Below are 14,370 nucleotides of genomic sequence, written 5' to 3' on the forward strand. Positions count from 1 at the left end.
ACCTTCGGCGCGGCGTGCGGGCCGGACCGCGGCCTAGCGTGGAGGTGCGGTCGGTCGCCACGGCCCGCCGAGGGCTCACCGAGGACCGGTCCGGGGACCGCCCGCCGCGCACCGACCGGTGCGCGCGGCCCGACGGACGAGGTGAGGACGATGAAGGCGGCGCGGTACCACGGCAAGGAAGACCTCCGGATCGAGGACGTCCCGGAGCCCGAGACCAGGCCGGGCACCGTGAAGATCCGGCCCGCGTGGACGGGCATCTGCGGGTCCGACCTGCACCTGTACCTCGAGGGCCCCTTCCCGCCCGCGCCGTCGGAGACCGAGCCGCACCCGCTGTCGGGCGAGACGCTGCCCGTCGTGTTCGGCCACGAGTTCTCCGGGGTCGTGGAGGAGCTCGGCGAGGGCGTCGACGGGCTCGCGGTCGGGGATGCCGTGGTGGTCGAGCCGTTCATGGTGTGCGGCGAGTGCCCGCCATGCCGCGACGGCCTGTACAACGCGTGCGTGAAGATGGGGTTCATCGGGATCTCCGGCCGCGGCGGCGGGCTGTCCGAGCACATCGTCGTCGAGCGCCGGTGGGTGCACCCGGTGGGCGACGTCCCGCTGGACCAGGCCGCGCTGATCGAGCCGCTGGCCGTCGCGTACCACGGCGTGCGGCTGTCCGGGGCTCAGGCGGGCGACACCGTCCTCGTGGGCGGGGCGGGGCCGATCGGCCTGCTGACGTGCGCCGTGCTGCACGCGATCGGGGCGCGGACGATCGTCACGGAGGTGAGCGGGGCCCGCAAGGCCAAGGCGCTGGAGACGGGCGTGGCCGACGTCGTGCTCGACCCGCGCGAGGTCGACGTCGCCGCGCGCGTGCTCGAGATCACCGACGGCCGCGGCGCGGACGTCGCGATCGAGTGCTCGGGCGCGCAGCCGGTGCTCGACACCCTGACCCACGCGCTCAAGGCGGGCGGCACGCTCCAGATCGTGGCGCTGTTCTCCGCGCCGCCGACGCTCGACGTCATGACGGTGCTGCTGCGCGAGCTCACGATCAAGGGCGCCATCGGGTACGCCGACGACCACCCGGCGGTCATCCGGCTCGTGCAGGAGGGCAAGGTCGACCTCGCCCCGTTCGTCACGAGCCGCATCGCCGTCGAGGACGTCGTGGAGAAGGGGTACCGCGAGCTCATCGACCACAAGGACGACCACGTGAAGATCGTCGTGTCGGTGTGAGACGGCGGCCCGCGGCCCTCCCCGTCCCCGGGGGCCGCGGGCCGCGCTCGACCCGTGCTCGTCGACGCGCCGCGCTCGACCTGCGGCGCGCCGCCCGGCGTGCCACGGTGGAGGCTCACGAGGCCTCCGGGAGGTGCCGCATGGACGTCCTCGCCGCCCACGGCGACGCGATCGGCGCGTTCGACGCCCTCGTCCGCCCGCTGCGCGACGACCAGTGGGCGCTGCCCACCCCGGACGCCGACTGGACGGTGCGCGACCTCGTCAACCACCTCACCGCCGAGCAGCTCTGGGCCCCGGAGCTGCTCGCCGGGCGCTGGATCGAGGACGTGGGCACCGTCTTCGAGGGCGACGTGCTCGGCGACGACCCGGTGGACCGGTGGGTCGACGCGTCCGTCCAGGCCCGCGAGGCGTTCCTCGCTCCCGACGCCCTGGACCGCCGCGTGCACCTGTCCTACGGCGACGAGTCGGGCGCGGAGTACTGCGCCCAGATGACGTTCGACCTCGTGGTGCACGCCTGGGACCTGGCCCGCGCCGTCGGGGCGGACGAGACGGGCGAGCCCGCGCTGGTCGCGTGGGCGCTGCACTACGCGGAGTCGCGCTCGACGTTCCTCGAGCCGGGCCCGCTGTTCCGCGGCCCGCTCGACGTCGACGACGGCGCCGACGACCTCACGCACCTCCTCGCGCTCACGGGCCGCCGCCGCTGACGGTCGCACGCCGGGTGAACGTTCGCGGAACGGTCTGCCCGGAGGCGGCCCCGGCAGGACGGGCGCGCGGGTCGCGCGCGAGACTGACCCCATGCCACCCACCGCTCCGGGTCGCACCCCGGACCAGCGCACGACGCACGCGCCGCCCCTGCTCCGGGCCGCGGCCGACCGCGGGGGCCGTCCCCTCGTCGTCGGGCACCGCGGCAACTCGTCCGTCGCGCCGCAGAACACGCTCGCGGCGTTCGAGGCCGCGGTGCGCGCGGGCGCCGACGCGATCGAGCTCGACGTGCACCTCACGGCCGACCGGCAGGTCGTCGTGCTGCACGACGACGTCGTGGACGAGACGACGGACGGGACCGGCCGCGTGGACGGGCTCACGCTCGCCGAGGTGCGCGCGCTCGACGCCGGCTCGTCGTTCTCGCGCGCGTACGCGGGCCAGCGCGTCCCGACGTTCGCGGAGGTCGCGCGGTTCGCCGTCGCGCACCCGGGTGTCGGGCTCCTCGTCGAGCTCAAGGGCGTCTGGTCGGTCGAGGACGTCCTGCTCGTGACCAAGCAGGTCGACGACGCCGGGCTCGCGGACCGGGTGCTCGTCCAGTCGTTCTGGCCCCCCACGGTCGCCGCGCTGCGCGACGCCGCCGGTCACCTCGACCGCGCGCTCCTGCTCGCGCTGCACCCCGACAGCCTCGCCGAGCTCGTCAGCGCGTGCGCGGACCTGGGGGTCGTGGCCTGCAACCCGGAGGTCGCGCTCCTCGCGCACGAGCCGGGCCTCGTGGACACGCTCCGCGGCGCGGGGCTGCGCGTGCACGCCTGGACCGCGAACACGACGGACGAGTGGGACGACCTCCTCGCGCAGGGCGTCGACGGCATCATGACGGACCGGCCGGACCGGCTCGCCGGCTGGCTCGACGCGCGGTTCGAGGATCCTCGGCGGGTGAACCGGCCGCCGCGCCCCTAGCGTGGACGGATGAGCGCCACCCCGACGCCCTCGCCCGGTCCGCTCCCCACCCCGCCCGACCCGTCCGACCCGTCCGGCCCGGGACCCGCGCGCGCCCCGGCGGTGTGCGTGCTCGCGCTGACGCCGCTGCTCACGGTGGAGATCGAGCCCGCCGGGCCGTACGAGACCTCGCCCGAGGTGCACGTCCACCCCGGCGGCCAGGGGCTGTGGCTCGCGCGCATGGCGTACTCGCTCGGTGCGCAGGTCGTGGTCTGCGGCCCGTTCGGCGGGGAGACGGGCACGGTCGCGGCGCACCTCGCGCGCGCCGAGCACCTCGACCTGCGCGCGACGACGACCGGCGGCAACGGCGCGTACGTCCACGACCGGCGCAGCGGCCACCGGGAGGAGGTCGTGACGATGGACCCGTTCCCGCTCAACCGGCACGAGGTCGACGACCTCTACGGCACCGTCCTCGTGTCCGGTCTCGACGCGGCGGTGACCATCCTCACCGGGTCGGAGACCGCGATCGGGGTCCCGGCGTCGTTCTTCGGGCGGCTCGCGCGCGACCTGCACGCCTCGGAGCGCCAGGTGGTCGCCGACCTCTCCGGGGAGCAGGCGCGCGCCGTGGCCGACGCGCCCGGCGCGGTGCTCAAGATCAGCCACGAGGAGATGGTCGACGGCGGGTTCGCCGACGACGACACCGAGGCGGCCCTGCTCGCCGCCGCGCGCGGCATGGTCGACGCCGGGCCGCGCGCGGTCGTCGTGTCGCGCGCGCACGACCCCTCGCTGCTCGTGACGCGCGAGCACACGTACACCGTGCGCACGCCGCGCATCACGACCGTCGACCACCGCGGCGCGGGCGACTCCATGACGGCGGGCATCGCCGTCGGGCTGGGCCGCGGCCTCGAGCTCCCGGACGCCGTGCGCCTGGGCGCCGCGGCGGGCGCGCTCAACGTCACGCGGCGCGGGCTCGGCACGGGCCGGCGCGACCAGATCGAGCGCCTCGCGCGCCGCATCACGGTGCGCGAGGCCCGCACCTGAACCCGGCCGCCGGGCCGGCTACCCCCACCCCCACCCCCCCGACCCCGACCCCGACGACAGAGGAGAACCACCGTGCGCGCCCTCGTGACCAACGACGACGGGATCGACTCCCCCGGCCTGGCGGTCCTCGCCGGGGCGGCGCTCGACGCCGGCTACGAGGTCGTCGTCGCGGCCCCCGCCCGCGAGTCGTCGGGCGCCAGCGCGTCCCTGCTCGGCGCCGAGCGCGACGGGCGGCTCGCCGTCGAGCCGCGCCGCGCGCCGGGCCTGCCCGACGACGTGACCTCCTACGCCGTCCGCGCCGCCCCCGCGCTCATCGCCTTCGTCGCCGCCTACGGCGGGTTCGGACCCCGGCCGGACCTCCTGCTCTCGGGGGCGAACAAGGGCGCCAACACCGGCAACGCGATCCTGCACTCCGGGACGGTCGGCGCGGCGCTGTCCGCGATGACGCACGGGATCCGGTCGCTCGCCGTCTCGGTCGACGCGGCGGAGCCGCAGCACTGGGACACCGCGCGCCTCGTCACCGACCACGTGCTCGCGTGGATGGACGACGCCGCGTCGCGGGACGTCCCGCTCGACCGCCGCACGCTCAACGTCAACGTCCCCGACGTCCCGCCGGACCGGCTGCGCGGTCTGCGCCAGGCGCCGCTCGCGACGTTCGGGCTCGTCCAGGCGAACATCCACGAGGACGGCGACCGGCACCTGGTGCTCCAGTACTCCGGCACGGAGCGGCACTCCGAGCCCGACTCCGACACCGGCCTGCTCACGCGCGGGTGGGCGACCGCGACTCTCCTCGTCGCGCCGTACGCCGACGTGACGGTCGAGGTCCCCGGCCTGACCTGATCCGCTCGCCGTCGGGCGCGCCGGGGACGCGTCCGGGTCCCGTCCTCAGGTACCGGGTCGGCGGTCGTCCTCGCGGACGCCGTCCCCGTCGTCGGCGGGGTCGCGCGGCGCCCCCGCGTCGGGCGCGTCGCCCGGCGCGTCGTGGTCCGGCACGGCGCCGTGCTCGGCCGTGCGCTCGCGCTCGTCGATGACGTCCTGGCCCGGTCCCGCGAAGGCGCGCGACCGCTCCTCTCCCTCGGGCGTCCCGCTGAAGAAGGCGGACTCCGCGGCCTCGGGCGTCGCGTCGCCGTGCACGTCGTGCCCGACGGCGGGGAGCGGCCGGGTCCCGCCCGGCACCTCGGCGTCGTGACCGGCGCGGTCGTGACCGGCGCCGGCGTCGACGTCCCGCTCGTCCGGGCGCCCCGCCGGGCCGGGCACGACCCCGACGAGCCGTGTCGGGTCCTCGCTCGGCGCCGCGCCGGCGCCCTTCCCCGCACGCCGGATCGTCCCGAGGACCACGGGCGCGTCGGCCCGCCGCGACCCGCGCTCCGCGGGGAGGCGCGGCGGTCGCGCCGGGGCCACGGGGACCCCGTCGCCGCCCGTGCCGGTCCCGTCGGGCCGCTCGGCGTCCGCCGCGGCGGGCTCGCCCGGCTCCCCCGGCAGGAGGTCGGCGGCGTCCGCGGCGCGCTCGAGCCGGGTCCGGGGCAGGCCCTGCGGGGCGGCGCGCTGCAGCCAGTCGACCAGGCCCTCCCGGACGAAGCACCGCAGGTCGAACAGCGTCGGGGCGTCGTGCGCGCTGACGAGGGCGCGGACCCGCACGAGGCCCCCGACAGCGTCGGTCACCTGGAGGATGCCGACGCGCCCGTCCCACAGGTCGGTGAGCGCGAGGAGACGCCGCAGCTCGGCCCGCATCGGCCCGACCGGCACCTCGAAGTCGAGGTCGAGCTCGACCGTGCCCAGCAGGTCGGCGGCGCGGCGGGTCCAGTTCTGGAACGGCGTCGTCGTGAAGTACGTGGACGGCATGATGAGGCGGCGGTCGTCCCAGAGGTGCACCACGACGTACGTCATGGTGATCTCCTCGATCCGCCCCCACTCGCCCTCGAGCACCACGACGTCGTCCACGCGGATGGCGTCGGTGAACGCGATCTGCATGCCCGCGAACACGTTCGCGAGCGACGTCTGCGCGGCGAGGCCCGCGACGATCGAGATGAGCCCCGCCGACGCGAGCAGGCTCGCCCCGGCGGCGCGCGCGGCGGGGAACGTGAGCAGGATGCCCGCGACCGCGCACACCACGATCACCGCCACGGTGAGCCGGCGCAGCACCGTGATCTGCGTCCGGACGCGGCGCGCGTGCCGATTGTCCGCGGTGTCCATGCGGTAGCGCTGCAGCGCGGAGTCCTCGAGCACGAACGCGATGGCGCCCACCCACCACGCACCGGCCAGGATGAGCGCGATGAGCAGGAGGTGCTCGACCGCCGGGCGCCAGGGCGTCGAAGCGTCGGTCGTCAGACGGACTGCCACCCACACCGCGACGACGGTCAGGACCGCGCGGTCCGGTCGGCGCAGCCGCCGCGAGAGGTCGCGCGCGAGCTCGCTGCGCCGGCCGGCCCGGCGCACGACGGCAGAGATCACGGTCCCCAGGACGAACGCGACAAGGACTCCCGCCGCGACCGCGCCCAGGGTGACGAGCACGTCGGTCGTGTTCTCCAGCTCGGTGTCCATCACCTCAGGCTAGGCAGGGCGCCCGGCGGTCACCTCCGGGCCGTCGCTCGTGCGGGGCGTGCGGGCCGGGCCTACCGTGGCAGGCATGATCTCGTGGGAGCTCGCGCTCGCGCTGCGCGACGCGGGCGTGCGGTGGTCGCCGGCGTCGGGCGACCGCTTCCGCCTCCTCGCCACGGGCGGCGACGGCGACGTCTTCACCGTGAGCGACATGACGATCGAGCCGCACGAGTTCGACACCGGCGTCGTGCTCGGCTTCAACGGGACGACCGAGTGGGCGCTCGACTCGGTCGCGCTCGAGGACGCGCTGTGGCACCCGCTCGAGGAGCAGCTCCGGGAGCTCCTCGGGGGCACCTTCCGCGCGCTCGAACGGTCGGACGCCGGGTACGTCGTCCGCACCGAGGTGCTCCACGACCTCGGCACGTTCGCCGCGGCGGACGCCGCCGACGCGTACGCGCGGGCCCTGCTCGCGCTCGTCGCCGCGAGCACCGAGGACCCGCCCTGACCCGCGGGCGCAGGGCGAGCTGGCTCGACGACGTGCGACGCGCCCCGTCCGTCGTGCGCCGCGTGCTGCGCGCGCTGGGCGACGAGCCGCCCCCCGCGGTCGATCCCGAGCCGCCCGAGGTGTCCCCCGACCTCGTCCCGCTCCTGCGCGAGCTGGGGACGGCGCTGCTCGACTCCGGACGCTCCGTGACCGACGTCGAGGACGACCTGGAGGCCGTCGCGCGACGCTCGGGCACGTCCACCGTGGGCACGCTCGTCCTCCCCACGGGTGTCTTCGTCCGGGTGAGCACGGCGGGCGGCACGGTCGCCGACTTCGCGGGTGCTGCCGCGAGCGGTCTCAACCTCGACCAGATCGGGGCGCTCACCACCCTCGTGCGCCGCCTGCGCACGACCGACGTCCCGCTCGCCGACGCGCGGGCCGAGCTGCGCGCGATCGTGGAGCGGCCGCCCCGCTTCGGCGCGGTGCTCACGATCGTCGGCCACGGGCTGCTCACGGTCGGGTTCGGCCTCGTGCTCAACCCCACCGCCCGGCTCCTGCCGGTCTACCTCGCGCTCGGGATCCTCGTCGGCGCCCTGCGCTGGCTCGGGACGCGGTGGCCGACGCTCGCCACCGCCCTGCCCGTCGTCGCGGCGTTCGTCGTGACGCTCCTGGCGGTCGACGTCGTCCACCCCTGGCTCGGCGACGACCCGCTCAGCGTGCTCGTGCCGCCCCTCGTGTCGTTCCTGCCCGGCTCGGTGCTCACGGTCGCCGCGATCGAGCTGACGGGCAACCAGATCGTCGCCGGCGCGAGCCGGCTCGTCTACGGGGTCGCGCAGCTCCTGCTGCTCGTGTTCGGCGTCGTCGCGGGGGCCGCGGTCGCGGGCCCGCTCGTCGCCGCCCCCGCCGCGGACCAGCTCGGGTGGTGGGCGCCGTGGGTGGGGATCCTCGCCGTCGGGCTCGGGCAGATGTACTTCGCGTCGTCGCCGCGGGGCTCGCTGCCCTGGGTGCTGCTCGTCCTGCTCGGCGCGTACGCGGCCCAGCTCGCCGGGGCGCTCGCCGCCGCCCCGCTCGCGGGGTTCGTGGGTGCCCTCGTCATCGCGCCGCTCGCCGCGCTGGTCGAGCGGACGCCGCACGGACCGCCCGCCGCCGTCACGACCCTCCCGGCGTTCTGGCTCCTCGTGCCCGGGGCGCTCAGCCTGCTGGGCCTCTCGGACCTGGTGAACGGCGGCCCGGAGGCGGCACAGGAGATCGCCAACGCGGTCGTCGCCGTGTTCGGGATCGCCCTCGGCACGCTCGTCGGGTCGGCCGTCACGCGGGACGCGGGACGGGTGACACGTACCCTCTTCACATCCTGACCACACGGTCGGCACCCCATTCCCGAGGCTTCCCCCCGTCAGAGGGTCCCGCTGGACGCACGTCTAGTTGAAGATGGAACAGCCGACCGGTCTCCGTGGTCCACCCTGCGACCAGACCAGCCGGCGTCGTGGTGAGAGGGCGCACGCGTCCCGCCCCGACCGCACGCCGTCGTGGTCACCCAGCGCTCCGTCCTGCGCAGGTGCACCAGGGATGGGAGCGCTTCCGCGTTCGACCGCCCGCGACCACGACCCGATGATCGGATCGCTCGCTTGACCACTGCCCAGCACCAGAAGACCGCACCGCACACGTCCAGCACCACCGGCGCGTGCCCCGCCGCCCCCGGCGAGGCACGCTAGATGGGCCGCCACACCGCGAGCCGGGCCTCGCTCCCCGCAGCCCTCGCCTCCGCCGCGCGCCGCGGCGCGCAGGGCGCTGCCCGCGTCGCTCCCGGCCGTCGCCGGACCCTCGGGACCGGTGCCGCCGTGGCGGCCGTCGCGCTCACCGCGAGCACCGCCGCGGCCGCCTTCGCCGACGGCGGTGCGCCGTCGGCGGATGTGCCCGCCGACTCCTCGTCCGCGGCACCGACCACGTCGACCGCTGCCGGCACGGCGCCGGTGACCCTGGGCGCGATCGCGGCCGACCCCGCCACCGTCGACGCGGCGAGCGACGCCCTCGTGCGGGCACAGTTCCTCACCGGGGAGGGCGCCGCCGGGCTGACTCCCGAGCAGATCGCCCAGATCGAGGACGCGCGCACCCGGCTCAGCACGGCCGTCACCGCGGCCTCCCCGACCGACGGCTCGTCGGCGTTCGCCGGCCTGCCCTCGCTCGCCGACTCCGGGCTGGGAGGGACCGCCGACGACACGGCAGCCGACACCGCCGACGACGGGTCCGCCGACGACAACGCCGCGGTCGACACCGAGGGCGACACGCTGCTGACCGCGTCCGACACCCTCGAATCGAGCGTGCCTCACCTCGCCGAGCGCGGCTCCGACCGTGCGAGCCGATCCTCGGCCCGCACGTCCCTCGAGGACCTCGCCGCCCTCCCGACGCTCGAGCCGACCGTGCCGGACCTGGCCACGGCGTCGGACGAGTCGTCGGACGAGGCGGAGACCGCGGCGGCACCCGACGCCGCGACGAGCGCTGACACCTCGACCGAGTCCCCCGAGGAGGACGCGGCGGCCTCCGAGGCGGCGACCGCGTCGCCCGACCTCACCACCGGGACGGCGACGGACGCCACCACCGACGCCGCCGAGACGCCGGCGCCCGCGGGGTCCACCGAGGAGATCGCCGCGCTGACGGCCGAGCTCTCCACGCTGCTCGACGCGGCCGGCTCGGGCGTGACCGTGCAGGTCGTGCCCGGTCCGCCGTCGGCCGAGGAGATCGCGGCACAGCTCGACCAGTGGGCCGCCTCCACGGCGGGCTTCGGCAACGGGCAGATCCCCGCGAGCGCCCTGTGCGAGCTGTCGTTCGCGCCGGGCGAGCAGCTCCGCTGCGACGCCGCCCACCAGATCGAGGCACTCAACCAGAAGTTCCGCGAGACGTTCGGCGCGGACCTCTCCGTGACGGACTCGTACCGCTCCTACGCCTCGCAGGTCGCGGTCAAGGCGTCGCGCGGCTACTTCGCCGCGCCCCCGGGCATGTCGAACCACGGCTGGGCGCTCGCGCTCGACCTCGGCGGCGGCATCCAGGGCTACGGCACCGCGCAGTACGAGTGGATGCGCGCCAACGCGCCGGCCTACGGCTGGGACAACCCCGAGTGGGCCCGCGCCGGCGGCTCGAAGAACGAGCCCTGGCACTGGGAGTACGGCGACCTCTCCTGACGAGCCGCTCCCGCGACGACGGCCCCGGCACCGCGACGACCTCGCGGACCGGGGCCTCGTCGTCCGTGCCCGGCGACGCGGGGCGCGTCAGGTGAGGGCGTCCGCGAGGAGCAGCATCGTCACGAGGAACCCGGTGACGAGGTTGAGCCACAGGAACGCGCGCCAGCCCGCGTTGGCGCGCTCGCAGTCGTCGTCGCGCACGTCGCGGAACCGCAGCACGTTGACGGCGTACGGCAGCGGGAGCAGCGCGGCGAGGACGCCGGGCCACGGGAGCACCGCGAGCACGACGGCCGCCGCGACGTACGCCGCCGCGGCGGCGAGCACGGTCGCGTGCGCGCCGATCGCCGTCGCGACGGACGCGATGCCGCCCTCGCGGTCCGCGCGCACGTCCTGCACCGCGCCGAACGCGTGCGACGCCATGCCCCAGAGCACGAAGCCGACGAGCACGGGCCAGACGGACCGCGCGGAGAGGTCCGCGTCGACGAGCACGAGCGCGTACAGCAACGGCCCGACGAAGTGCATCGCCGACGTGAACGAGTCGAGGAACGGGCGCTCCTTGAACCGCAGCCGCGGCGCCGAGTACGCGACGACGCCGAACACCACGAGCGCGAGGACCGCGCCCGCGAGCGGGTCGCCGAGGAGCAGGAGCGCGACGAGGAACGGCACGTTGGTCGCGACGCACGCGCGCAGGATGCGGCGGTGCGTGACGCGGGCCGTCGCCGGGTCGGCCAGCGCGCCCTCGATCCCGCCCTTGCGCGGGTTGCGCAGGTCGCTCGCGTAGTCGAAGACGTCGTTCACGCCGTACATGAGCAGGTTGTACGGGACGAGGAAGTACAGCGTCCCGACCACGAGCGCGAGGTCGACGCGCCCGCCGGTCGCCACGAGGTACCCCGCGGCGAAGGGGTACGCGGTGTTGATCCAGGAGAAGGGCCGCGACGCGGCGAGCACGTCCTTCACCGCTCGTCCTCCGCGGCACGACCGTGCTCGGACCCGGTGCGCTCGCGACCGCGGGCTCCGAGCACCGTCCACAGCACCGGCATCCCGAGCGCGGCGGCGAACGCGTACGCGAAGTCCTCGAGCGGCGCCCCCCACAGGTAGATACCGAGGATCTTGTCCGGGTGGTAGACGTACAGGTCGGCGGCGATCATCAGCGTGTCGAACACGAGGGTGAGCACGCACATCACGACGGCCGTCCACACGAGCGGCCCGGGTCGCAGCCGGCGCAGCACGCGCCACGACACCGCGACGAGCACCGCGAGGACGACGACGTTGAGCACGAGGTTCGTCACGCGTCGCCCTCCGCCCGGCTCCGTCGCGCGGCGAGCACGCGCTCCGCGCCGCGCCAGCCCAGCAGCGCGGTGTAGCACAGGAGCGTCAGGAAGACCGCCTCCTCGACGGGGAGGTCGGGCGCGAGCAGGAGCCCCGTCATCCACGGGCTCTCCCCGCGCGCGAAGATCCCGAGCGCGAGGCCCGCGACGTCCCACGCGAGGAAGCCGACGACGCCGAGACCGACCGTGAGCGCGGCACGGCGCCGCTCCGCCCAGAACGCGAGGCGGAAGCGCCGGTCGAGCACGGCGAGGCCGCCGAGCGAGACCGCGAGCGCGCCGAGGTAGACCAGACCCGTCACCGGCGGACCTCGACCGGTCGCGCACCCGACGGCCGGATCCGCTCGGGCCGACGGCTCGCCGCGAGGTAGCCGGGGCGCAACGGCGTCGGCAGCGGGCGTGCCGACGTCTCGCCGAGCAGGCGCTTCGCGACGAGCTCGGCGCTGATGAGGCACATCGGCAGTCCCACGCCCGGGATGCTCCCACCCCCGGCGTGGTAGAGCCCGTCGACACGGCGGGCCGCCGTGCCGGGCCGCCACAGAGCCGACTGCCGGAGGGTGTGCTCCATGCCGAGCGCGCCGCCGCGCCACGACGAGAGCTCGGTCGCGAAGTGGGCGGGCCCGAGCACGCGCCGCGTGACGACCCGACCCGGGAGGTCCTCGATCCCGGCCCAGCGCCCGACCTGCGCGAGGTAGCGGTCCGCGAGCGCGTCGAGCGCGCGGCGCGACGCGGCGTCGGCGCCGAGCGTCGGGTCGGCGGGGAACGGGACGAGGAGGAAGAGGTTCTCGTGCCCGGGCGGGGCCGCGGGCGCGGACGACGACGGCCCGTCGGTCGCGGAGGTGCGCGACACGTAGAGGGAGGCGGGGTCGGGGACGCGCAGCCCCGCGGGGTCGCTGCGCCGGTCGGCGCCGAGCACGGCGTCGAAGTTCGCGGGCCAGTCGCGCGTGAAGAAGAGGGAGTGGTGCGCGAGCTCGGGCAGCGCGCCCCGCACTCCCGCGAGCACGAGCAGGGCCGAGATCCCCGGCCCCTTGTCGTCCCACGCCGCGGCGGGCAGGTCCGCCCACCGCGGGGCGAGGAGCGCGGTCTCCGTGTGGTGCCGGTCGGCGGCCGACACGACGAGGTCCGCCTCGACGAGCTCGCCCGAGGCGAGGTGGACGCCCGTGACGCGCCCGCGCCGTCGGGCACCGGGGGCCACCTCGATCCCGGCGACGTCCGCGCCGGTCCGGAGCTCGGCCCCCTCCGCGCGCGCGAGCCGCGCCACGGCCTCGATCAGCGTGTGCATCCCGCCGCGGGGGTACCGGACGCCGTCGACGAGGTCGAGGTGGCTCATGAGGGAGTACAGCGCGGGCGCGCGGTAGGGCGAGGAGCCGAGGAAGACGGCGTGGTACCCCAGGAGCTGGCGGAGCCGCGGGTCCTCCACCGCGCGCGCGGCACGGTCGGCGAGCGGCTCGCGCAGCAGCGCGGCGAGGCGCGGGAGACGGCGCAGCACCTCCGGCGCGAGCGCGCGGTCGGGCCGCTCGAACGTGGTGTAGAGGAAGTGGTCGAGCGCGAGCCCGTAGGCCTCGCTCGCCGCGGCCGCGTACGCGGCCACGCGGTCGCCGGCCCCGGGCTCGATCGCGTCGAGCCGGGCGCGGTTCACGCCCGGGCTCGCCGAGAGCTCGAACGTGGACGCCGCGCCGCCCGGTGCGTCGGGCTCGAAGAACACGCGGTAGGCCGGGTCGAGCGGCACGAGGTCGAGGTGGTCCTCGACGCGCGCGCCGAGGAGCGCGAAGAAGTGCTCGACCACCTCCGGCATGAAGTACCAGGACGGCCCGGTGTCGAAGCGGAACCCGTCCAGCTCGAGCGTGCCGGCTCGGCCGCCCAGGTCCGCGTGGCGCTCCAGCAGCGTGACGGCCGCGCCCCCGCGCGCGAGCAGCGCCGCGGTGGCGAGCCCGGAGATCCCGCCTCCGACCACGACGACGCGCGGTGCCCTCACGCGAGCACCTTCCGCGGGCGCGCGGGTCGGCCCGACGCCATCTGCCCGAGGAGCTGGCCGCCCGCCGCCCGCGCGGCCAGCGCGACCTTCACGGTGTCGGGGACGCGCACGCGCGCCCGCAGGATGTCCTCGGGCGGCGTCGCCGCGAGCCGGGCGAGCAGCCGCTCGTACACGGCGACGGTCGCGGCGACCGCGACGCGGGGTCGCACCGGGAGCCCCGGGAGCGCCGCCCGCGCCGCCGCGAGGTCCCCCTCGACCTCCCGGCAGAACGCCTCGACGTCGCGACGGCGCAACCGGCCCGGGACGACGCCGGGCAGGTAGGCGCGCCCGAGCTCGTCGTGGTCGGTGCGCAGGTCGCGCAGGAAGTTGATCTTCTGGAACGCGGCGCCGAGCGCACGTGCCCCGCGGACGAGGACCGGGTCCGCGACCCGCAGGGGCTCCCCGGGGCGACGGCGCGCGTTGAGGAAGACCGCGAGGCACATGAGGCCGACGACCTCCGCCGAGCCGTACACGTACCGCTCGTAGCTCTCGCGGTCATGCACGCGCACCGTGAGGTCGGTGCGCATCGACGCGAAGAAGGGGTCGACCTCGCCGTGGCCGATGCCGCACCGGCGAGCGGTCAGGGCGAACGAGTGCACGACGAGGTTCGTCGACCACCCGCGGTCGAGCGCCTTCGCCGTCTCCGCCTCCAGCTCGTCGAGGAGGTCGGCCGCACCGTCGCCGCGGCGCGTGTCCACGACCTCGTCGGCGATGCGGACGAGTCCGTAGACGGCGTCGATCCCGTCGCGCGTCGGGACGTCGAGCAGGCGCGCGCCCAGCCCGAACGAGGTCGAGTAGGACGCGAGCACGACCCGGCTCGTGCGCGCGGCGGTCAGGTCGTACAGCCGTGCCGGGTCGTTCTGGTCGCCCACGTCCTCGTCCCGTCTCCCGTCGCCGGGGCCCCTCCCCGGACATTCCTCAGCATGCTGAGGAATGTAGGGTCGC

The 14,370-nt window shown here is 76.0% G+C and carries 14 protein-coding genes; 8 read left to right on the forward strand and 6 right to left on the reverse strand.

From position 1 onward, the window contains the following. Positions 1 to 150 precede the first annotated feature (150 nt). The 5 genes from ABWU78_RS02080 (at position 151) to surE (ending at position 4,728) form a co-directional block, all read left to right on the forward strand. The gene (locus tag ABWU78_RS02080) at positions 151 to 1,209 is read left to right on the forward strand and encodes a 2,3-butanediol dehydrogenase (RefSeq protein ID WP_353707524.1); all 1,059 of its coding nucleotides are present in this window, start codon (positions 151 to 153) and stop codon (positions 1,207 to 1,209) included. Positions 1,210 to 1,349: 140 nt separating this feature from the next. Then, positions 1,350 to 1,913, forward strand: a complete 564-nt coding sequence (locus tag ABWU78_RS02085) for a TIGR03086 family metal-binding protein (RefSeq protein WP_353707523.1) — start codon at positions 1,350 to 1,352, stop codon at positions 1,911 to 1,913. A 91-nt stretch (positions 1,914 to 2,004) separates the two neighbouring features. Continuing rightward, complete coding sequence (locus ABWU78_RS02090; protein ID WP_439157427.1) at positions 2,005 to 2,868, forward strand: glycerophosphodiester phosphodiesterase; 864 nt, start codon at positions 2,005 to 2,007, stop codon at positions 2,866 to 2,868. 9 nt (positions 2,869 to 2,877) lie between these two features. Next, positions 2,878 to 3,888 carry a 1-phosphofructokinase family hexose kinase gene (locus ABWU78_RS02095; protein WP_353707521.1) on the forward strand — a complete coding sequence of 337 codons (1,011 nt, stop codon included), beginning with the start codon at positions 2,878 to 2,880 and terminating at the stop codon, positions 3,886 to 3,888. A 72-nt stretch (positions 3,889 to 3,960) separates the two neighbouring features. Further along, positions 3,961 to 4,728, forward strand: a complete 768-nt coding sequence (gene surE / locus ABWU78_RS02100) for a 5'/3'-nucleotidase SurE (protein ID WP_353707520.1) — start codon at positions 3,961 to 3,963, stop codon at positions 4,726 to 4,728. Positions 4,729 to 4,773: 45 nt separating this feature from the next. On the opposite strand, the gene ABWU78_RS02105 is transcribed toward surE, so the two are convergent. Beyond that, the gene (locus ABWU78_RS02105) at positions 4,774 to 6,429 is read right to left on the reverse strand and encodes a mechanosensitive ion channel domain-containing protein (RefSeq protein WP_353707519.1); all 1,656 of its coding nucleotides are present in this window, start codon (positions 6,427 to 6,429) and stop codon (positions 4,774 to 4,776) included. Between the two features lie 85 nt (positions 6,430 to 6,514). On the opposite strand from ABWU78_RS02105, the gene ABWU78_RS02110 reads away from it, so the two are divergent. The 3 genes from ABWU78_RS02110 to ABWU78_RS02120 all read left to right on the forward strand — a co-directional run bounded on the left by ABWU78_RS02110 (position 6,515) and on the right by ABWU78_RS02120 (position 10,086). Further along, entirely contained in the window at positions 6,515 to 6,931 is a 417-nt protein-coding gene (locus tag ABWU78_RS02110; RefSeq protein ID WP_353707518.1) for a hypothetical protein, read from the forward strand. Positions 6,932 to 6,963: 32 nt separating this feature from the next. Beyond that, positions 6,964 to 8,265 carry a threonine/serine ThrE exporter family protein gene (locus tag ABWU78_RS02115; RefSeq protein ID WP_353707517.1) on the forward strand — a complete coding sequence of 434 codons (1,302 nt, stop codon included), beginning with the start codon at positions 6,964 to 6,966 and terminating at the stop codon, positions 8,263 to 8,265. Positions 8,266 to 8,622: 357 nt separating this feature from the next. Beyond that, positions 8,623 to 10,086 (forward strand): M15 family metallopeptidase, encoded by a 1,464-nt coding sequence (locus tag ABWU78_RS02120; protein WP_439157428.1) that lies wholly within the window; start codon positions 8,623 to 8,625, stop codon positions 10,084 to 10,086. 87 nt (positions 10,087 to 10,173) lie between these two features. Here the strand turns inward: ABWU78_RS02120 and ABWU78_RS02125 are convergent, their stop codons facing one another. Genes ABWU78_RS02125 through ABWU78_RS02145 form a run of 5 tightly spaced genes read right to left on the reverse strand, consistent with a single transcriptional unit; the run spans position 10,174 to position 14,297 of the window. Then, a complete protein-coding gene (locus ABWU78_RS02125; protein ID WP_439157429.1) occupies positions 10,174 to 11,043 on the reverse strand; it encodes a prenyltransferase in 870 nt (289 codons plus the stop codon). Further along, entirely contained in the window at positions 11,040 to 11,375 is a 336-nt protein-coding gene (locus ABWU78_RS02130) for a lycopene cyclase domain-containing protein (RefSeq protein WP_439157430.1), read from the reverse strand. Before ABWU78_RS02130 ends, ABWU78_RS02125 begins: the two co-directional genes overlap by 4 nt. Then, entirely contained in the window at positions 11,372 to 11,713 is a 342-nt protein-coding gene (locus ABWU78_RS02135) for a lycopene cyclase domain-containing protein (protein ID WP_253055238.1), read from the reverse strand. Before ABWU78_RS02135 ends, ABWU78_RS02130 begins: the two co-directional genes overlap by 4 nt. Continuing rightward, positions 11,710 to 13,386 (reverse strand): phytoene desaturase family protein, encoded by a 1,677-nt coding sequence (gene crtI / locus ABWU78_RS02140; RefSeq protein ID WP_439157431.1) that lies wholly within the window; start codon positions 13,384 to 13,386, stop codon positions 11,710 to 11,712. Before crtI ends, ABWU78_RS02135 begins: the two co-directional genes overlap by 4 nt. Beyond that, positions 13,383 to 14,297 (reverse strand): phytoene/squalene synthase family protein, encoded by a 915-nt coding sequence (locus ABWU78_RS02145; protein WP_353707511.1) that lies wholly within the window; start codon positions 14,295 to 14,297, stop codon positions 13,383 to 13,385. Before ABWU78_RS02145 ends, crtI begins: the two co-directional genes overlap by 4 nt. Positions 14,298 to 14,370 lie beyond the last annotated feature (73 nt).

The organism is Cellulosimicrobium sp. CpK407 (genome assembly GCF_051844275.1).
Classification (GTDB): Bacteria; Actinomycetota; Actinomycetes; order Actinomycetales; family Cellulomonadaceae; genus Cellulosimicrobium; species Cellulosimicrobium cellulans_G.